The organism is Hyphomicrobium sp. (assembly GCF_041674905.1).
Taxonomy (GTDB): domain Bacteria; phylum Pseudomonadota; class Alphaproteobacteria; order Rhizobiales; family Hyphomicrobiaceae; genus Hyphomicrobium_B.
The window spans coordinates 153,955-174,194 of the sequence record NZ_JBAYUV010000002.1; the positions used below are offsets into that span (position 1 = coordinate 153,955).

17 protein-coding genes are annotated in these 20,240 nt (G+C 61.9%); 8 read left to right on the forward strand and 9 right to left on the reverse strand.

The features are described from left to right. Positions 1-1,812, reverse strand: a complete 1,812-nt coding sequence (gene mdoH, locus WC026_RS01665) for a glucans biosynthesis glucosyltransferase MdoH (RefSeq protein WP_372709065.1) — start codon at positions 1,810-1,812, stop codon at positions 1-3. Between the two features lie 20 nt (positions 1,813-1,832). Between mdoH and WC026_RS01670 the strand changes: the two genes are divergently transcribed. From WC026_RS01670 to WC026_RS01685, 4 genes are read left to right on the forward strand one after another with little or no spacing between them, the layout of a single operon-like run. Then, positions 1,833-2,867 (forward strand): zinc-binding alcohol dehydrogenase, encoded by a 1,035-nt coding sequence (locus WC026_RS01670; RefSeq protein WP_372709066.1) that lies wholly within the window; start codon positions 1,833-1,835, stop codon positions 2,865-2,867. A 14-nt stretch (positions 2,868-2,881) separates the two neighbouring features. Next, positions 2,882-3,286, forward strand: coding sequence for a 6-pyruvoyl tetrahydropterin synthase family protein (locus WC026_RS01675; RefSeq protein ID WP_372709067.1), 405 nt, complete (start codon positions 2,882-2,884; stop codon positions 3,284-3,286). Further along, a complete protein-coding gene (locus WC026_RS01680; RefSeq protein WP_372709068.1) occupies positions 3,279-4,325 on the forward strand; it encodes a glycosyltransferase family 4 protein in 1,047 nt (348 codons plus the stop codon). The genes WC026_RS01675 and WC026_RS01680 overlap by 8 nt, the downstream gene beginning before the upstream one ends. Continuing rightward, positions 4,322-5,158: a class I SAM-dependent methyltransferase gene (locus WC026_RS01685; RefSeq protein WP_372709069.1), complete on the forward strand. Its 837-nt coding sequence runs from the start codon at positions 4,322-4,324 to the stop codon at positions 5,156-5,158. Before WC026_RS01680 ends, WC026_RS01685 begins: the two co-directional genes overlap by 4 nt. 23 nt (positions 5,159-5,181) lie before the next feature. Here the strand turns inward: WC026_RS01685 and WC026_RS01690 are convergent, their stop codons facing one another. Next, on the reverse strand, positions 5,182-5,787 hold the full coding sequence (locus tag WC026_RS01690; RefSeq protein WP_372709070.1) for a cytochrome b: 606 nt from the start codon (positions 5,785-5,787) through the stop codon (positions 5,182-5,184). Positions 5,788-6,002: 215 nt separating this feature from the next. On the opposite strand from WC026_RS01690, the gene WC026_RS01695 reads away from it, so the two are divergent. Beyond that, positions 6,003-7,784, forward strand: a complete 1,782-nt coding sequence (locus tag WC026_RS01695; protein WP_372709071.1) for a glucan ABC transporter ATP-binding protein/ permease — start codon at positions 6,003-6,005, stop codon at positions 7,782-7,784. 34 nt (positions 7,785-7,818) lie between these two features. Here the strand turns inward: WC026_RS01695 and WC026_RS01700 are convergent, their stop codons facing one another. The 5 genes from WC026_RS01700 to WC026_RS01720 form a co-directional block, all read right to left on the reverse strand. Beyond that, the gene (locus WC026_RS01700) at positions 7,819-9,126 is read right to left on the reverse strand and encodes a class I SAM-dependent methyltransferase (protein WP_372709072.1); all 1,308 of its coding nucleotides are present in this window, start codon (positions 9,124-9,126) and stop codon (positions 7,819-7,821) included. Between the two features lie 79 nt (positions 9,127-9,205). After that, positions 9,206-10,510, reverse strand: coding sequence for an acetyl-CoA C-acetyltransferase (locus WC026_RS01705; RefSeq protein ID WP_372709073.1), 1,305 nt, complete (start codon positions 10,508-10,510; stop codon positions 9,206-9,208). Between the two features lie 137 nt (positions 10,511-10,647). Beyond that, on the reverse strand, positions 10,648-12,663 hold the full coding sequence (locus WC026_RS01710; RefSeq protein ID WP_372709074.1) for a 3-hydroxyacyl-CoA dehydrogenase NAD-binding domain-containing protein: 2,016 nt from the start codon (positions 12,661-12,663) through the stop codon (positions 10,648-10,650). Positions 12,664-12,671: 8 nt separating this feature from the next. Beyond that, complete coding sequence (locus WC026_RS01715; protein ID WP_372709075.1) at positions 12,672-15,173, reverse strand: acyl-CoA dehydrogenase; 2,502 nt, start codon at positions 15,171-15,173, stop codon at positions 12,672-12,674. 222 nt (positions 15,174-15,395) lie between these two features. Continuing rightward, entirely contained in the window at positions 15,396-16,709 is a 1,314-nt protein-coding gene (locus WC026_RS01720) for an FAD-dependent oxidoreductase (RefSeq protein ID WP_372709076.1), read from the reverse strand. A 188-nt stretch (positions 16,710-16,897) separates the two neighbouring features. On the opposite strand from WC026_RS01720, the gene soxY reads away from it, so the two are divergent. The 3 genes from soxY to WC026_RS01735 all read left to right on the forward strand — a co-directional run bounded on the left by soxY (position 16,898) and on the right by WC026_RS01735 (position 18,041). Next, complete coding sequence (soxY, locus tag WC026_RS01725; protein WP_372709077.1) at positions 16,898-17,383, forward strand: thiosulfate oxidation carrier protein SoxY; 486 nt, start codon at positions 16,898-16,900, stop codon at positions 17,381-17,383. A gap of 10 nt (positions 17,384-17,393) precedes the next feature. Continuing rightward, positions 17,394-17,717: a thiosulfate oxidation carrier complex protein SoxZ gene (gene soxZ, locus WC026_RS01730; protein WP_372709078.1), complete on the forward strand. Its 324-nt coding sequence runs from the start codon at positions 17,394-17,396 to the stop codon at positions 17,715-17,717. A gap of 84 nt (positions 17,718-17,801) precedes the next feature. Then, on the forward strand, positions 17,802-18,041 hold the full coding sequence (locus WC026_RS01735; RefSeq protein WP_372709079.1) for a hypothetical protein: 240 nt from the start codon (positions 17,802-17,804) through the stop codon (positions 18,039-18,041). 24 nt (positions 18,042-18,065) lie between these two features. On the opposite strand, the gene cimA is transcribed toward WC026_RS01735, so the two are convergent. Then, positions 18,066-19,685, reverse strand: coding sequence for a citramalate synthase (gene cimA / locus WC026_RS01740; protein ID WP_372709080.1), 1,620 nt, complete (start codon positions 19,683-19,685; stop codon positions 18,066-18,068). Next, complete coding sequence (locus WC026_RS01745) at positions 19,682-20,197, reverse strand: GNAT family N-acetyltransferase (RefSeq protein ID WP_372709081.1); 516 nt, start codon at positions 20,195-20,197, stop codon at positions 19,682-19,684. Before WC026_RS01745 ends, cimA begins: the two co-directional genes overlap by 4 nt. Between the last annotated feature and the right edge of the window lie 43 nt (positions 20,198-20,240).

The window sequence follows — 20,240 nt, forward strand, 5'->3', positions numbered from 1 at the left end:
TCAGACCTCGTCGGCCGATTGCAACGCCCGAATTTCCGGCGGCGGCGCGAAATCCTCCGGAATGGCCGCAATTCCCCGCCGGCGCAAAAAGTCGCCAACCGCTGGACTGGCAGTCAGAACGGCGAACGGGATCGCGCCAAGAAAGCACAATACCAAAGGCAAACTCCAAAAAAACAGATGCGGCGCCAGCGTCGCGAAGGCACAACCTAGACCGACGCCGAACAGCGCCTGCGGCCAAAAGCGCGATACCGCCTCCGCCCAAGAAAGCGCGCCGCCATCGCGCGCTTGCACCGCCCATCCAGTCGAGCGACCGAGCAGAAGGCCGATCATGAAGATCGCCGTGCGGAGCGACGTCGCCGCCGACAAGAACAGCGAGAACAGCATTTCGAGCACGGCGCCGAGCGCGAACCGTGCGCCGCCGCCGAAACGCCGGACCTCTCCAGGCGTCAGCAGCACATTCAAGGCGGCCGAAAGTTTTGGCGCGAGATTCATGAGCAACAGGACGAGAGACAACGCGACCGCGGAGCCGACCGGAAAATCCGCAATGTTGTTGGCGTCGGCGGTTACGAACGGCAGCAATCCGAACAGCATGATCCAAGCCGGTACGCCGAGGAACATCAGCACCGCCCAGACGAGCTGATAGCGGCTGACAGGCGTGAGACCCCTGAGCCCAATGAGCTTCAGATACTGCAGATTGCCCTGGCACCAGCGCGCGTCCCGCTCCGCGAACGCCACCGCATCCGGAGGGTTGTCTTCGAACGATCCGATCTCGACAGGAAGCACACGGACTTCGAAGCCGCCTTTGCGCATCAGCGCCGCTTCGACCTGATCATGGGACAGAATATGACCTCCAAGGGGCGGCCTGCCATGCAGCGTCGGCAACGCGCAATGCGCGACGAACGGCGCGATGCGCACGACCGCGTTGTGACCCCAGAACGGCCCGCAATCGCCAACCCACCACGCTTGCCCCATCGTATAAGTTCGCATGCCGAGCCGCATGCCGAACTGAAAAATGCGCGCGAACGCAGATGCAGCCGGCGTCCCGACGACAAGACTTTGCAGAATCCCGAGATTGGGATGACGCTGCATGATGCGCACCAGCTCGAGGATCGCCGTGCCGGTCATCAGGCTGTCGGCGTCGAGCGGCAGCATCAGCTCGAAGTCGCGGCCGGCCGTCGTCGCGAAGTTGCGGACGTTTCCCGCCTTGAATCCAAGATTGCGATCGCGGCGGCGATAGACGATCCGTTCGCGATCCGCATCCTGCGCCTGCCAGACCGCGACGGCATCTTCCTCACGCCGCGCGATATCGGGGCGGTCCGTGTCGCTCAGCACGAAATAGGAAAACTGCTGTCCCTCACCCGTCCGGTCGAGACTATCCTTAACGATCCTCAGTCGTTTGAGCGCGCGGAAGGGATCTTCGTTCCGCAGCGTCATCACGACCGCCGTCTTAACCGCGATGGAACCCGGCGTTTCAGGCTCCAGCATCGAAAGCGCCGTCGGATCACGCTGACTGCTGAGCTGCCACAGCCCGATGGCGGCGTTCCAGAAGCCGAGCACCGGCCACGGCGCCGCGAGCCCGAGGCAGACCAGGACGGCGCCGTCGAGCCACGTCCAGCCCCCGCTTGCGAGGACCGCGCACGCCCAGAGCATCAGCGCCGCCCATGTCGCGAGATTGACGACGAGCACGATCACACGCCGCCGGGCGAGCGTCGCGATTGCCTCGAAGCCCGCTGGTGTCGTAAGGCATGGCTCCAGCACCACTGGCCAAGAGACGGCCTCGGGTATGGCTTTGCGATCGCAATCGATCGTCATGACAGGGTCAGTCTCTCATAATGAACGACCAGCGCAGCACACCCGATCTCGACCCGCCCCGGATGCGCCGCAGCCAGGGCCAGATCATCGTCGCACGCGCGCTTTGGTACACCAAACCGGGTCAGGCTGAACTCCGAACTGAGCGTCTGGCCCCGCCCGCCCCCGGGGAAGCGCGCGTCGCCACGGAATACTCCGCGATCAGCCGCGGCACCGAGCGACTCGTCGCACAAGGCGAGGTGCCGCAAAGCGAATGGTCCCGGATGCGCGCGCCCATGCAGGCGGGGACGTTCTCTTTTCCGATCAAATACGGTTATTCGGCGGCTGGACTTGTAACGGCCGGTTCAGACAAGATCGTCGGGCGGCGCGTCTTTGCGTTGCATCCACATCAGGATTATTTCCAGACCCCGGAAGACCATCTGCTTGCGATCCCAGACGCCGTTCCCTCGCGACGAGCCGTTCTCGCGGCGAATATGGAAACGGCGCTCAACGCTCATTGGGACGCAGGCACATCGCCCGGCGATCGCATCGTCGTGATCGGAGCGGGCGTTGTCGGGTTGCTCATCGCCTACCTGGCGCGACGCATCGCAGGCACGGCCGTGACGATCGTCGACGTCGATCCCGCGCGCGCGAGCTTCGCCGAAGCCCTCGGCCTGGCATTCGCGGTTCCGCAGACTATTCCTGCCGACAATCGCATCGTGTTCCACACCAGCGCCACCGGAGCCGGGCTCGATGCCGCAATCGAAGCTTGCGCGTTTGAAGGCCGGGTCATCGAGATGAGCTGGTACGGAACCCATCCCGTGACGCTCAATCTCGGCGCAGCCTTCCATTCGCGCCGCCTGCGGATCATATCCTCGCAGGTCGGCCACGTCGCGCCGAGCCATCGCAGCCAGATCAAACATCGCGACCGGCTCGAGCGCGCGCTCGCTCTGCTTGACGATCCCGCGCTCGACATCCTGATCTCGCAGTCCGTCGCGTTCACTGAATTGCCGAAATCACTCGCCGATATCTGGTTGTCACCGGGGCTCCCCCCCGTCGTCCACTATTCATCCAAATGAAATGAGCCGTGCCGATGTTCTCCGTTGAAGTCCGAGACCGCATCATGATCGCCCACTCTCTGCCCGATCCGTTTTTCGGACCGGCGCAGAATTTGCACGGCGCCACCTACGTCGTCGATGTCGCATTCTATCGAGAGAAACTGACCGCCGAGAACGTCGTTGTCGATATCGGAGCAGCACTTCGCGTGCTCGGCGAAACGCTCAAACCTCTCGGTTATCAAAACCTTGACGCTTTACCTCAATTCAAGGGCCAACTAACGACGACCGAGTTTCTCTGCAAATATATCTTTGATCGCATGGCCGAAGCTGCCACATCGGGTAAACTCGGCGCGGAAGGTCAATGGCTTTCCCGTATCCGTGTGACGCTCTCGGAAACGGATCTTGCGCGAGCCAGCTACGAGGGCCCAATCAGTGGCTGATGTCGTCTTCGCGATCCCCGGCGATTTGAAGAGCACGACCGGCGGCTATGCCTATGACCGGCGCGTGATCGAACTGCTGCCCGACTTCGGCGTCCACGTCTCCGTGTTGCCGCTCGCCGATACCTTTCCCAATCCGGGCGAACGCGACCTCGCGGAAACCGCCCGCTTGCTCAAAGCCAAACCGCACGATGAAGTCCTCATGATCGATGGCTTGGCATTCGGCGCCTTTACCGATGATGTCCTCAGCTGCCTCTCAGGACGCATCGTCGCCCTTGTCCATCACCCGCTGTTCCTCGAAACCGGACTGCCCCACAGCCGCAAGGTCAAAATCAAGGCAAGCGAGGAAAACGCGCTCCAGCACGCCGGCCACATCGTCGTCACCAGCCGCGTGACGAAGCGCATCCTCGTCGACACGATGGGCTTATCGGCTGACAAGATCACAGTTGCCGAGCCCGGAACCGATCCCGCCCAGCGCGCCACCGGAACCGGCGCGCCGTTTCAGATTCTCGCCGTCGGCGCCGTGCTGCCGCGTAAAGGCTATCACTTGCTCGTCGAAGCTCTTGCGCCGCTGAAGCATATCGACTGGCGACTGACGATCGCCGGCGCGCTCGACCGTCACCCCGAAGCTGTCGCTAACGTGCAAAAGGCAATTTCTGCCAGCGGCCTCGAAGACCGGGTGACACTTGCGGGAAAAGTCGTGCCCGCGACGCTCGAGCGCTATTACGAAAGCGCCGACCTCTTCGTCTCGGCTTCGCTCTTCGAGGGCTACGGCATGGTGCTCGCGGAGGCCATGGCGCGCGGCCTGCCGATGGTCATCGCGGCGGGAGGGGCGGCAGCGGAAACGGCGGGTCAAGCTTCGGCTCTGCACGTCGAAGCCGGGAACATCCCTGCCCTCACAGACGCGATCGAACGCGCGTTGACGGATAAGAAATTGCGCGACCGATTGGCGGACGCGGCGTGGGAAGCGGGGCGCACCTTGCCGACATGGCACGAAACGGCACGGCGCATCGCCGCCGTCATCCTGGGCCTCAGGCCGTGAGCGAATTCTCTCCGGAATGGCTCGATTTGCGCGAGCCCGCCGACCGGCGCGCCAGATCCGGCGACGTCGCGAATGCAGTCAGCGCCCGCTTCGCGCTTCGCGACGAGGTCAGCGTTCTCGACCTTGGCTCGGGAACGGGCTCAAACCTTCGCGCCACGGCGCCGCTATTGCCGAACCGGCAAAGATGGAAACTCGTCGATCACGACGCGTCGTTGCACGAGGTGGCCAAGACACGGCTCGCCGCCTGGGCGGACGCAGCGGAGATCTCAGACGATGGCCTGCGGCTGCGCAAGGACGGCCGGGACATTGACGTCACCTTCACGGTTGCCGAACTTGCATCCGAAACGAACAGTCTCGTGGATGAACCGCCGAACCTTGTCACCGCGTCGGCCTTCTTCGATCTCGCATCTGAAGACTATATCCGCGCCCTCGCGAAAGCCGTCGCCGAGCGGCGGATCGCGTTCTACGCCACGCTGACTTACAATGGCCAGCGGCGCTGGACACCGCACAGGCCCGCCGACAATCAGATGGCGTCCGCGTTTCACCGCCACCAATTGCGCGACAAAGGTCTGGGACTGGCCGTCGGCCCAATGGCGCCGGCTCATCTCGCAGACCAGTTCCGGCTCAACGGGTATTCGGTGATCGAAGACGACAGCAATTGGCGTCTCGATCGCAACGACCGTATGCTGATCGAAGAACTCGTGCGCGGCCACGCCGTTGCCGTATCGGAGGTCGGCGGCGTCGATGCAAAAACCATCGTTGATTGGATCAACGTCTCGCGAAGCGGGGTCGCGATCGGTCATACCGATACGTTCGCCGCGCCCGCGTCCTGACTCTGACGGCGCGCCACGAGCCGTCAGACATCGAGCGATCGTTTCGGCAGCATCCGCTCGACGACGCGATCCTTGCGGATGAACCGGTGATAGATCGCGGCCGCGACATGCAGCGATACGAACAGCAGAAGCACGAAGGCGGCCCGCTCGTGCCATTCGAAGATCGCCTTCGACATGTCCTCGTTTTTCTCGGTGACGGCGGGCAGCGAAATGCCGAACACGTCGAGATAGCGACCATAGGAAATCCCGCGATACCCCATGATCGGAACCACGATGAGCAACGCATAGAGCGCCCAATGGACAAGATGGCTGATGCCAATCAGCGGCTTGGGGACCGAGGGGTCGGGGCGCGGCGCACCGCGCGTCAGCCGGTAAGCGAGACGGATCAGCACCAGGAAGAAGATCGAAAGTCCGATCACCTTGTGCCAGCTGTAGAAGAACCCGGTTATCTCGTCGAAGACGCCTTTGACCGCTTCGCCTTTGTCGTTCACCGCCGGCATTTCATAGCCGCGATAGGTCATGTAGAAGGCGATCGGAAACTGGATGATGATCAGCAGCGCGATCAGCCAGTGCAGGCGCCGCGCCGCCGGCGTGTAGGTGGGAAGCTGATATTTCGGATCCTGGGCCATGGCTTTTCTGCCTCCCGGGCACTCGCGTTGAGCGAGCATCGAACAGACGCACCCGGCCGTCAAGGATGGCCAGCATTCTGCCCGATTTACTGATGCTTATTCTCCGCCCAGTGCTATAGAGCGGCCAGGGTCAACGGTTCATCAATCAGGCATGCACATGGGGCTTCAGCAAGTCCTTCGGTCCGTCACGGCTGCGGCGCTCCGGAGATGAAGGCATGACGACCAAGCCGTTGAACCTTTTCCAGATCTACGTCCGCGCCCTGAAACTACTCGAGTCCGAAAAATACCTTGCGATCGGACTAGCCGCCGCCAGCATCGTCATCGCGGCCATCCAGCTCGCTGAGCCGATCCTCTTCGGACGCGTTGTCGACGCGCTCGGGAGAGGCGAAAGCGCATTCGGCTATATCGGCCTCTGGGCCGTCCTCGGACTGTTCGGCGTCATCGCCGGCGTGATCGTCAGCATCAACTCCGATCGCCTCGCCCATCGCCAGAAGAATGCCCATCTCGCCACCGTCTTCGAGAAGGCGATGGCCCTGCCGCAGAGCGTGCATGCGACGCGCGGCAGCGGCGCGACGATCCGCACCATTCTGGCCGGAACAACAGCCCTGTTCTGGCTCTGGCTCGGAGCAATGCGCGAACACTTCACTGCGCTATTCAGCATCATCCTGCTTGTCCCGACCGCGATCACCATGGACGCCCGCATGGCGACCATTCTCGTCGCGCTCGCCGCCACGTACACGCTGATGAACGTTCTCGTGATGCGCAAGACGACCTACGGGCAGGCCACCGTCGAACAGCATGAAACAGCGCTGTCGGGACGCGTGGTCGACGTCATCGGCAACGTCATGGTGGTGCAAAGCTACGCCCGCCTGCAAGCCGAAGCCGAGGCGATGCGCGGGCTTTCGCGCGATCTGCTGGCCGCGCAATTTCCGGTCGTCACCTGGTGGGGCATCCTGACGGTCATGCAGCGCTCGGCCGCGACGCTGACGATGGTCGTGATCTTCGTCGCGGGCGCCGTTCTTGTCGGACGCGGAGAACTGACGGTCGGCCAGATCGTCAGCTTCGTCGCCTTCGCGACGCTGCTCATCGGCCGCCTCGACCAGCTTTCCGCGTTCGTCGTGAAAGTTCATCAGCAAGCGCCGACGCTCACCCTGCTGTTCGAACTGATGGACGAAAAAGCCAACGGCGAGGATAAGCCCGGCGCCAAGCCTCTGGAGGACGTCGCGGGCACCATTACGTTCGAGAACGTCAGCTTCCGCTATGGCAGCAGTCCGCAAGGCATCACGGACGTAACCTTCAAGGCGAAGGCGGGCGAAACGGTTGCCCTCGTCGGGCCGACCGGCTCCGGTAAGTCGACGGCCATCGCCTTATTACAGCGGTTTCAAACGCCGTCCTCGGGGCGCATTACCATTGACGGCCAGAACATCGCCGACGTCACGATCCAGTCGCTGCGCCACGCAATCTCCGTCGTCTTCCAGGACGCCGGACTTTTCAATCGCACGATCGGCGACAACATTCGCATCGGCAAGCCGGACGCAACCGACGCCGAGGTCGAGCGCGCCAGCAAGCTCGCCGAAGCCCACGACTTCATCATGAGAAAGCCCGGCGGCTACGACTTCATGATCGGCGAGCGGGGCCTCGCGCTGTCAGGTGGTGAACGCCAGCGCATCGCGATCGCGCGCGCCATCTTGAAGGATGCCCCTATCCTGATCCTCGACGAAGCGACGAGCGCGCTCGATTCCGAAACCGAAGCCAAGATCAAACGCGCCCTCGACACGCTCAGAACCGGGCGCACGACGTTCGTGATCGCCCATCGCCTGTCGACGGTTGCCGATGCTGATGAGATCTTTGTTCTCGATCACGGCGAGATCGTCGAGCGCGGTCGCTTCGATGACCTGGCGCAAGGCACAGGGCTTTTCGCGCGTCTCGTCGCGGAAGGCGGCTTCACTGTGCCGAAAACCACAGAAACCCCGCCCGACACGAACGGCAAACGCTAAGCGATCGCCCGCGAGACTCTGAGCGAGGAACCGCTCAGCGATACAGATCGGCGCGCGTCGGCGGCAGCGGCGGCGGCCGCTTGGCAGTCTTCGACGCCAGCGTCTGGTAGAGCCGTAGCGACCCGCGCGAAAAGGCGAGGCTGACGCCTGCGAGATACGCAACCCAGATCCGGTATTTTTCTTCGCCGACGAAGCTAATGGCTTCGTCCTTGCGCGCCGTCAGACGCTCGCACCAGAGCTGGCACGTGCGCGCGTAATGCATGCGCCACGCTTCGACATCGTGCACCTCAAAGCCAGCGCGTTCCATGGCGTTGACGGTATGCCCGATATCGTCGAGCTCTCCGCCCGGAAAAATATATTTCGCGATCGCTTTCTTTTCGGGCCGCGTCAGCCACTTCTTCACGTTTTTCGGTGCGCGGTGCGAAATCGCATGATTGAGAAACAGGCCGTCATCGCTCAGAAGCGAGCGCACCTTGCTCATGTAGCCGGGAATGTTCTTGAGCCCGATGTGTTCGTACATGCCGATGGACGCGATCTTGTCGTAGGTGCCTTTCACGTGCTGATAGTCGGCAAGCTCGAACGTGACGCGATCCGCAAGGCCGAGATTTTTGGCCTTCTCACGCGCAAATGAAAGCTGTTCCTCGGACAGCGTAATGCCATGCGCGGTCACGCCGTGGGCTTGCGCCGCATGGCAGAGCAGCCCGCCCCACCCTGCTCCAATGTCGAGCATCCGGTCGCCCGGCTTAAGCCTCAGCTTGCGGCAGATCATCTCGAGCTTGTCGCGCTGCGCTTGCTCGACGCCGTTCGACCAGTCCGTATAGTACGCACACGAATAGACCATCTCCGGATCGAGAAAGAGCGCGTAGAAATCGTTCGACAGATCGTAATGGAATTGAATGTAGTCTTTGTTGTCGGCGGTCTTGCGGTTGACGCCGGACTCATCCCCGCTGAATCCGAAGGCGTCGCGCGCCGCCTTCTTCGCGAACACAAACGGCAACAGATTGCGGCCAACTTTCGCGATATCGCGCCCTTTGACTTTCGGCGCCTTGTCGTTCTTCTGAAGATCGCGTCCGAAGTCGACCAGCGTTCCGCCCGAAAAATCGATCCCCTTCTCGATATATTGTCGGATGATCGTATCGAGCCGCGGGCTGCGCACCAGCGCTCCAATCACGCCCGGATCGCTGATCGCAATTTCGAAATTCGAGGTCGGAGCTTTCCCGAGCGGCAGACGCGATCCATCCCAGAGCCGCGCCCAGGCATTGAGATCGAAGCGATCGGCAACGTCGCGCACAAGCGAGCGCGCCGCTTCGAGTTGCCTATCCTGACCTGTCCCGCCTGCCATGCGCACGCCCCTCAGCCTCACCTGTCGCGAGGTGCATAGCTCATTCAGGACCGCCCGTCTCGCGTTGCGGTCGCGTTATTCAGGCCGCGGCGCGGGCTTCGATCGATTTCGGCGCTTCCAGGATTGCGGCGACGCCCATGCCTCCGGCGGTGCAGATGGAAATCAGCCCGCGACCGCCGTTGGTCGACAATAGTTTCGCAAGATTGCCGACGATGCGCGCGCCGGTTGCGGCAAATGGATGCCCGAAGGCCAGCGACGAGCCTTTGACGTTGAGCTTGGCGCGATCGATCGCGCCGAGCGCCGCATCCTTGCCAAGGACTCTCTTACAGTAATCGGCATCTTCCCAGGCTTTCAGCGTGCAGAGAACCTGCGCCGCGAACGCTTCGTGGATTTCATAGAAATCGAAGTCCTGGAGAGTCAGCCCGGCGCGGTCGAGCAGTTTCGACACCGCGATCGTCGGCGCCATCAGCAGCCCGTCGCCGCCGACAAAATTGTTGGCGATGTGCTGGCCGTAGGTGAGATACGCGAGCACCGGCAGATTATGCGCCTTGGCCCACTCTTCAGATGCGAGAAGCACGGCCGAAGCGCCATCCGTCATCGGCGTCGAGTTGCCAGCCGTCAGCGTGCCGCGCTCCGATTTCTCGAACGCAGGTTTCAACGAAGCGAGCTTTTCAATCGAGATGTCGGGGCGAAGATTGTTGTCTCGATAGACGCCCGCGCACGGAACGACCAGATCGTCCATGTAACCTTCGTCATAAGCAGCCGCGCCCTTCTTGTGGCTTTCGAAGGCAAGCTCATCCTGAGCGGCGCGGTCGATCTTCCATTCCTGCGCCATCAGCTCGCAATGCTGGCCCATCGACAGGCCCGTGCGCGGTTCGGAAACGGCGGGCGGCTGCGGCGTAAGCTCGGACGGCGAAAGCCCCTTGAAGACGCGAATTTTATCGAGTGCCGTCTTGCTCTGCCCGACCTGCACGAGGCGCTTTGAGAATTTCTTCGAAAAAACGATCGGCGCATCCGACGTCGTATCGGAACCGACCGATATCGCGCTTTCGATCTCGCCGGTTGCAATCTTGCCCGCCGACATCAGCGCCGATTGCAATGACGTCCCGCATGCCTGGATCAGGGTTACGCCCGGCGTCGATGGCGCGAGCTTCGACGACAGCACCGCTTCGCGCGCCAAATTGAAGTCGCGCGAGTGCGTGACGACCGCGCCGCCGACGACTTCGTCGATGTGCTGTCCCTTGAGACCGAAACGGTCGACCAGACCATTCAGCGCCGCCGCCATCATCTCCAGGTTCGAGAGATCGGCATAAAGGGTATTGGACCGACAGAACGGGATGCGGACACCGCCGATCACCGCAACGCGCCGAAGCTCTCGTGTCATCTCAATCTCCAATGTTCCCCCTCTCTCCACCGCACTTTACGATGGGAAGAGGGCCGGCGTGAGGGGCAGCCGATTGCACATTGTTGCGGCACCTCACCCTGACCCTCTCCCCGTAAGAACGGGGAGAGAGAATAATCTTATTCCGCCGCGGCACGTGGCACAGCTGCCGCCTCCGCGTCCGGATGAGTCTTCTTGTAATGCAGCGGCCCGCCGCGAAACGGCGCGAAGCCTGTCCCGAAAATCATGCCGGCATCGACGAGATCGGCGGACTCGACGACGCCTTCGTCCAGCGTCTTCTGCGCTTCCGCAATCATCGGCTCGACCAACTCGCGGCCAAGCTTGTCGAGATCGGCCTTCGCGAACTTGGCGTCCGACTTGACCGGCTTGCCGTCTTTCCAGACGTAGAAACCTTCGCCCGTCTTCTTGCCGAGCCGCCCGGAAGCAACAAGGCGATCGAGCCGCGAGCCTTCGCTCGACTGACCGAGAATTTTCGCGACATGGGCGCAGATATCGAGGCCGACATTATCGGCAAGCTCGATCGGCCCCATCGGCATCCCGAATGCGCGCACGGCTTCGTCGATCTTCTCCTTGTCCTCACCCTCTTCGAGGCGCTTCATCGCCGCAAACATGTAGGGCGTCAGAACCTTGTTGACCATGAAGCCGGGGACGTCCTTCGTGATCAGCGGGAACTTGTCGATGGCAGTGACGAATGTCGCGCCCTTTTTCACTTCCTCGTCGCGTGTTGTCGCGCCACGCACGACTTCGACGAGCGGCATCTGCGGCACCGGCGAGAAGAAGTGCAGGCCGATCAGGCGGCCGGGATCTTTCAACGGCGCGGAAATGTCTTCGAGCTTCAACGATGAGGTGTTCGTCGCCAGCACAGCGCCGGGTTTGATCTTCGCCTCGAGATCCGCGAACAGCTTCTGCTTGATGTCTAGCCGCTCGACGATGGCCTCGATGATGACATCGGCTCTCGCGACGCCTTTACCCTCGGGGTCGGCGATCAAACGCGTCTTGGCGGCATCGCGCGTCGCCTTCGTCTTGAACTTGCGCGCGAAGAGCTTGCCTTGCGCCTTGATGCCTTTTTCAAGCTGCTCGGGCGAAATATCCTGCAGCGTTACTTCCATACCGGCGGCGACACAAACGCCCGCGATATCGGCGCCCATCGTGCCCGCGCCAATGACATGAACGCGGCTCGGCCGCCATTTGAAACCCTTCGGCGCCTGCGCCTTTAAAAGCTCCGTCAGACGGAACACGCGGCGAAGATTGCGTGAGGTTTCCGAAACCATCAACGGCGCGAACGCCTTCGTCTCGGCCTTCTTCATCGCATCAAGATCGCCGCCCTCCTTCTCGAAAAGGTCGATCAGCCGGAACGGCGCGGGATAATGATCCTCGCTAACCTTTTTCGCGGTTTCCTGACGCATCTTACCTGCCAGAAAACCGCGCGCCGGCCACTTGGTCAGAAGCCGCTTCGCGAAACCCGCCGATGGCGAGCGCCGGTTCTGCAGAACCGCTTTCCGCGCCGCCCAATGCAATTCACCCGGACTGCTGACGAGCTGATCGATAAAGCCTTGCGCCTTAGCAACCGTCGCGCGGATCATGCCGCCGGTCAGCATCGCCTGCATGGCCGCCATCGGACCCGCCTGCTTGATCGAACGCGCGGTGCCGTTGAAGCCTGGGAAAATACCGAGCTTGACTTCGGGAAAACCAATACGCGTCGAGTCATCGCGCGTTGCAATCCGGTAATGGCAGGCAAGGATCAGCTCCAGCCCGCCGCCGACGCAGACGCCATGGATCGCCGCGACCACCGGAACGGGCAATTTCTCGATGCGGTCCAAAAGTGCGTTGACCGGCTTCAACGCGTTGACGACGTCCTGCTCGTTCTGAAACGTCTCGAACTCGCGGATGTCGGCGCCGACGATAAAGCCGCGCTCCTTGCCCGACATGATGACGAGACCGCGAACGGTCTTGGCGCGCGCTTCCGCTTCGACGCGCTCGATGATGGCGTCAAGTTCCTCAATCGGCCGCCGGCCGAGCGAATTCGCGCTCTCGCCTTCCCGATCAAAAACGGCCCAGGCGATATTTTCGCCGTCGATCGAGAAGCGCCAATCCTTCAAGTGCGCCGCATTCACGTCCGCCGTCGCTTCACTCATTGCACACCTCAAACTCTGAAATCGGCGATAGCTTTTTCCGAAGCCAATGTTTCCGAACCGCGAACGTTGTGGCCGAGCGTCGCATAATTCGGCTTCACCTCCGCCGGATCGAAATGATCGACCGCGATGACGCGCGCGACGAGTTGCTCGACCTCGCGAAGCTGGTCGGCCTCCGCCGTCGTGATAATGCCCTTCTCCGCGGCTTCGGCAAACCAGTCGATGCCGTGATAGCGGCGCACCAGCCCGTCGCGAATGGCCTTTTCAAGCTTCTTTTCGATCGGCTCGGCCGCGATCACCTTTTCCAGCGTCACCTCGAGGATGCCGGTTGGATCATTGACGTCCCGGGACACGAAAATATTCCGGGTCAGCCGGTCGCGAACCTCGCCCGGTTGCAAGACGTGCCGCGCCACCTGATGCCCAAGCGCGTCCGATGCGGGCTTGAAGCGCCGCCCGAGCGGGAACACGATAATTCGCATCAACGGCCGCGCCCAGCGAACGGGGAAATTGTCGATAACCCCGCCGACCGCCTCCTGGAAGCGCCACAGACCGTTCTGCGCCGCAAGCTCCACGATAAGCTCATCGCCTGTTGGACGGCCATCATCCTGATAACGCTTCAACGTCGCCGACAGCATGTAAAGTTCAGCCAGCGCGTCCGCCATGCGCCCGGTGATCTTCTGCTTGATCTTGAGACCGCCGCCGAGCAGCGCCACAGTGAGGTCCGCGACGAAGGCATACGACCGGCAGGCACGCGCAAGCTGCCGATACCAGTGCGACATCCCGAGTGCATCATCGGGCGACGACGCCAGTGCGCCACCTGAGATGTTATGAACAAAAGCGCCGGTCGCATTCGACAGCGAAAAGGCGATGTGGCCGTTGAACGCCGTCTCGAAGGCATCGAGGCCGCGCTGCTTGTCGGTGTCTTGCGCCGCCTGCACCTCCTTGTAGAGGAAGGGATGCGAGCGCAGCGCACCCTGCGCAAACGTGATCAGCGTGCGCGTCAGAATGTTGGCGCCCTCGACCGTGATGCCGACTGGAACCATCTGATACGCTGACTGCAGATAGTTCGACGGACCGTCGCAGATGCCGCGCCCGCCGTGAATGTCCATCGCATCGTTGACGGCGCGGCGCATCTTTTCCGTCGTCTGGTATTTCATCAGCGCAGAGATCACCGACGGCTTCTCGCCGCGAGAAACCATCGCCGCCGTCATCGCGCGGGCAGCCTCGTTGACGTAGGCCGTCTCAATGATGCGCACCAACGGCTCCTCGACGCCCTCCATGCGCGACACCGGCAAGCCGAACTGCTTTCTGATCCGCCCGTAGGCCGACGTGACGCGCAGCATCATTTTCGCGCCCGCTGTCGCCGACGACGGCAGCGAAATGGCGCGCCCCGCCGAGAGGCATTCCATCAGCATGCGCCAGCCGTTGCCGACCATCGCCTGCCCGCCGATGACCCAGTCCATGGGAATGAAAACGTCGCTGCCCCAGTTCGGCCCGTTCGGAAAAGCCGCGCCGGACGGCAGATGCCGGCGCCCGATATTGACGCCCGGATGATCGGCGGGAATGAGCGCCAGCGTGATGCCGACGTCCTCGCCCTTGCCGAGCAGGTTGTCCTTGTCGAACAGCCGGAACGCGAGACCGACCAGCGTCGCATTCGGCCCGAGCGTGATGTAGCGCTTTTCCCACGACAGCCGGATGCCGAGCGTATCCTTGCCCTGATGCGTGCCGCGCGTGACGTACCCGATATCGCGCATCGTGGCGGCGTCCGAGCCCGACGTCGGACCCGTCAGCGAGAAGCACGGCACTTCCTCGCCCTTCGCGAGACGCGGCAAGTAATAGTGCTTCTGCTCATCGGTGCCGTATTTTTCAATGAGTTCACCCGGCCCGAGCGAGTTCGGCACCATGACGATCGTCACGACATCGGGAGATCGCGACGCGATCTTGCCGAGGATCAACGACTGCGCCTGGGCGGAAAATCCGAGACCGCCATGTTCCTTGGAAATCAGCATGCCGAGGAACCCGTGCTTTTTGACGAAAGCCCAGATCTCGTCCGGGATCTCGCGCAGCGTATGGCGAATCTGCCAGTCGCTGATCATGCGGCACAGCTCTTCCGTCGGACCATCGAGGAATGCGCGTTCCTCATCCGAAAGCTCGATCGGCGGAATGGATTGCAGCTTGCTCCAGTCGGGCGTTCCGGAAAACAGCTCGGCGTCGAACCCGACCGTTCCGGCTTCCAGCGCCTGCGCCTCGGTGTCGGAGACCTTCGGCAGGATCTTTCTCACCTTCGCGAAGATCGGCGCAACGACAAAGCGGCGGCGCAGAGCGGGGATCGACAAAAGCGCGAGTCCGATGAATGGAACCCATGCAAGCCACGCCAGCGCGCTCGTGCAATCGTATGTCGCCAGAAGCGTCAGAACGCCGACGGCAGCCGCCCAGCCCCAAAGGGGCGCGCGCATCATTCCGAGCACGAGAAAGCCGCCCAGCGCCAAAATCAGAAGAATAACGGCCGCCATTCCGAGGACTCCATATGAGAACCGCGGCGCTCTTATAGCGGCTCCGAGGGACGTGCGAGTATCCTAAGTTGACGTGTACGCCACCTTAACGATGCGGCCTCGTCCAACCGCACCGGGTTGTATTTAAACACGTTTGTGCGACAGCCGCTAACCCGCGACCGGCGAAATCGCTTCCGGCGCTTCCCGGCCGTTGCCCGGCGAAAATATTAAGGCCCTGTAATGCTACGGGGCCGCCATCTGCGGAGTTTCGCCGAAAAGATCGGCAACGAGCGTCTGATACCAGTCCCGGCTCTCCTGGTTGGTTTCGAGCCGGACCGCCGAAGTATCGTTCGGTTGCGAGATAAACTCGTTCTCGCCCTTCAAAAACGGCTTGCCGTTCTTCTCACCTGGAACGTAGTCGCCGCCGATCTTGGCGCTGTCGCCGGGCGCGATCATCGACCAGCACGTATTGCGGTATCGGCCGACCGTCCGCGGCTTGCCAGCGAGGTCGGCGATGATATCCGCCGCGACGACGCCAGCCTGGCTAACTGCCGAATAGGCCGACTTCGGCATGTCGGCGGCAATCGCCGCATCGCCAAGCACATAGACGTCTCGGGCCTTGGTCGATGAAAAATTCTGCGGATTGATCGGACACCAGTCACCCTCGGTCAATCCGGCATTGGCGGCAATCGCCCCTGCCTTCTGCGCCGGAATGATGTTGGCGAGCGCCGCGCGCTCGGAACGGCCCGACTTGGTCGTTACTTCACCCGTCTCAGCGTTGACCTTGACGACCGCATAGTCGTCGATTTCGTTCGTCAGGTTGATCTCGACGATATCCTTGTAAAATTCCGCGAACGCCTGCTCGAAGACGGCCTGCTTCGAATAGAACCTCTTGGCGTCGAACAGAATGAGCTTCGCCTTCGGCTTAGTTGTCTTGAGGAAATGCGCGATCATGCAGGCGCGCTCATAAGGCCCCGGCGGACAGCGGTACGGGTTCGGCGGCGACGACATCACGACCAATCCGCCGTCCGGCAGCGCCAAGAGCTTTTGCTTCAGAATCCATGTCTGCTCACCGCCCTGCCAGGCGTGCGGCATGATTTTCGCGGCTTCCGGCGAATAACCTTCGATGCTGTCGAATTTGATATCGATACCCGGAGCGACGACCAGCCTGTCGTAGCTAAGCGGCGACGAGCCGCGTGCGAGCGTCACCGTTTTCGCCGTCGTGTCGATCGCGGTCGCCGTATCTGTGATGACGTTAACGCCGCGTTTCCTGACCCCCTCGTAGCCGAAGGTGATCGAGCGGAACGAGCGAAATCCCCCGATGTAAAGGTTCGAGTAAAAGCACGTCGTATACGTTTCCTTGCTCTCGACGAGCGTGATGGCGAGGTCGGGAGCCGCAGCCCTGAGCCGGTTGGCAACGGCCGCGCCGCCCGGTCCACCCCCAATGATCACGATCCTTGCGGGCCCCGCCGCAAGCGCCGGCCGAGACAGTTCGGAGCTTGCCGCAACCGCGCCCGCCGCCAACAGCGTAAATTCGCGACGCGTCACCTCGGTCATCTTGCAACCTCTTTTTCGACGTTCGTCGCGTGATCTCGGAGATTCGACGGCAGGATTTCCACCGGAAAACGAACAGGAAGGCGAGCGCCGTCTAAATCGTCATCTAGCTGGAAATTCAGAGGGCGGGCATCTTATATATCGGTAAGTTATGTATCGGTAAGTCGACCTTTCTTCAAAAAACGGCAGCAATGCGGGACATCGCCAAAATTTCGAAATTCGACCGCCGGCAATTTTTGCTATCGGCGACGGCCGCTGCCGGTCTTCTCCCGCTGATCGCGAAAGCTGCGCATGGCGAAGCGGCGCTCGAACGCAGCAAACAATTCGAGGACACCTTCGCAAAGCTGACAGCCGTCGCAACCCCCGTCGCCGACAAGATCACCGTCGACCTCCCCGAGCTTGCCGACAACGGCAATTTCGTACCCATAACGATGACGGTCGATAGCCCGATGACGGACGCGGATCACGTCAAGGCCATTCATATCGTCTCAACCGCGAACCCGGTGGCGCTCGTCGCGACGTTCCACCTGTCGCCGGCGAACGCGGTCGCGCGCGTCCAGAGCCGGATGCGGCTCGCGAAAACGCAGGACGTCATCGTGCTTGCCGAGCTTTCAAATGGCGGCCTGCTGATGTCGACGACGACCGTCAAAGTCACCATCGGCGGTTGCGGAGATTGAGGGAAAAGCCATGGCCGCAAATCCGCGCATCAAACTGCCCGACACTGCCAAAATCGGTGATGTCATCGAGGTCAAAACGCTGATCACGCACATCATGGAAACGGGCAACCGCCACGACAAGTACGGCAAGCTGATCCCGCGCGACATCATCAATTCATTTGTCGCCAAGTATGGAGGCAAGGAGGTGTTCCGCGCCGAATTCGGCACCGGCATTTCCGCCAATCCCTTCGTGTCCTTCCAGATGCGCGTTCCGGGCCCAGGCGTTTTCGAGTTCACCTGGACCGACGACCACGGTGTCACGACGGTTGCAACAGCGCCGCTAACCCTGACCTAGCCGCAGCCCGATCCCGTCATTGACCCCGTCATTGACATAGTCATGCGCGATGCAGAGCTAGCGCGGAATATCATAGGACTTCGCATGCACAGAGCCGCCCGCACCATCCTGATCGTCATCATCGCCGGTGTGATTTTCTTCGGTCAGCACTGGTATTCTTACGTGACCAACAAGACGAGCCCCTACGACGAGAGCGGCATCGAGCTGAATAGCATGATGCCCGCACCCATCCGAAAATGGGGCTGCGATAAGCTGCACGCGACGTTTGCGAACGCGCTGCCTCCAAAGGGCTGTCAGGCCGACGACGGCAAGAGCTGGATGTAGCCGAGAACGCCGCAAACGGCCACGTCAGGCCGCGCGCGCGTCGTCTTTCAGCAGCTTGTAATTGATGCTGTCGAGCAGCGCCTCGAAGCTCGCGTCGATGATGTTCGTCGAGACGCCGACGGTCGTCCAGCGGTCGCCCGTTTCGGTGTCGTGACTTTCGACGAGGACGCGCGTCACGGCATCCGTACCGCCGGTCTGCGTGTGCGTCAGAATGCGGACCTTGTAGTCGACGAGTTCGACGTGATCGATGTGCTTCTGATAGCGGCCGAGATCGCTGCGCAGGGCCTTGTCGAGCGCGTTGACCGGACCGTTGCCCTCGCCGACCGAAACCAGCGGATCGCGTTCGCCCGCGATTGAAACCGTCACGACGGCCTGGGCATTCGTACCGCTGCCATTGAGCACCCGATTGCGCTCGACGGTCACGCGAAAGGAATCGACCGAAAAGAACCGCGGCACGCTTGCGAGCGAACGGCGCGCCAGAAGCTCGAACGAGGCTTCCGCCGCTTCGTAGGAATAGCCCTGGTCTTCCCGCGCCTTGATTTCATCGAGCAGCGCCTGCACGCGGAGGTCTTCCTTGTCGGACGGCAGCCCGAAGCGCTCGAGCGCCGCCGTCAGCGACGAGAGGCCGCCCTGTTTCGACACTAAAATTCGCCGCTCGTTGCCGATGCTTTCTGGCGGCACGTGCTCGTAGGTTTCTGGCGCCTTGATCAAGGCTGACGCATGAATTCCGGCTTTGGTCGCGAACGCGCTCTCGCCCACATAAGGCGCATGCCGGTCCGGCGCTTCATTCAAAATCTCGTCGAGCACGCGGCTCGCGTGCGTCAACGTCCTGAGCTTCTCCGGTGTGACGCTGGTCGCGAAGGCATCAGCGAATTCGCTCTTCAGCAGGAGCGTCGGAATGATCGACGTCAGATTGGCGTTGCCGCAGCGTTCGCCGAGACCGTTGAGCGTTCCCTGGATCTGACGGCATCCGGCGCGCACCGCCATCAGCGTATTGGCGACGGCATTCTCCGTATCGTTATGGGTATGAATGCCGAGGTTGGTGCCCGGCACATGCTTCGCGACATCAGTGACGATGCGCTCGATTTCATGTGGCAGCGTTCCTCCGTTCGTATCGCAGAGGACCACCCAGCGCGCGCCCGCGTTGAACGCCGTCTTCGCGACCGCAAGCGCGTAGTCGCGGTTGCTCTTGTAGCCGTCGAAGAAATGCTCGCAATCGATCATCGCCTCGCGTTGCGTTTCGACGACCGCGCGGACCGACTGCTCGACGGAGTCCAGATTTTCTTCCTTCGAGATGCCCAGCGCGACGCGCACCTGATAGTCGGACGACTTGGCGACGAGGCAGATGCTGTCCGCCGACGATTGCAGGATGGCCTGCAGTCCCGGATCGTTCGAGACCGAACGCCCGGCGCGCTTCGTCATGCCGAACGCCGTAAAGCGCGCCGACTTGAAATCCGGCCGCGACGTGAAAAGCTCGGTATCGGTGGCATTCGCTCCGGGATAGCCGCCCTCGATGTAATCGATGCCGAGGTCATCCAGCACGCGCATCAGGCGACGCTTGTCCTCGAGCGAGAAATCGACGCCCGTCGTCTGCGCGCCGTCGCGCAGCGTCGTGTCGAAGAGATAGAGGCGTTCTTTACTCATGACGGTTTCGCCGGTGACGCTGCTTTCGCTTTTTGCTCTGTGAGCGGCTTTATCATGGTCGTGTTCGAAAGCCATTGATCATCGCGCGGAATGGAATTGCGCTGCACCGCCGCATAGCCCCGGCCTTCGAAAAACGGCAGCGCCGTATCGCTGGCGTCGACCGTCACCGCTTCGGCGCCGCGTGCTCCCGCGATCTTCTCGAGAGCGCCCGCGATAGCAGACCCGACACCCTCGCCCGCGAAGTCGGGATGCACATAAAGCATATCAATCGTTTTATTGTCCTTAAGGGACCCGAAACCGAGGTATTCGTCCTCGACCTGGACGACGAGCGTCAGCATCGCACCGAGACGCGCCCGGAACTCACCCGCATCTTCCGCGCTCGCTGCCCACGCAAGGCGCTGGTCATCATCATAATCATCGGCCGTCAGCTCTTCGATGCTCTGGGCGAAAAGATCGCGCAGGGCCATCGTATCGGCGGGCAGGAACGGACGCAGTGGAAAGTCATCGGACATGAGATATCAATCGCACAAATAACGGGCTCTCGGCGGCCGGGAA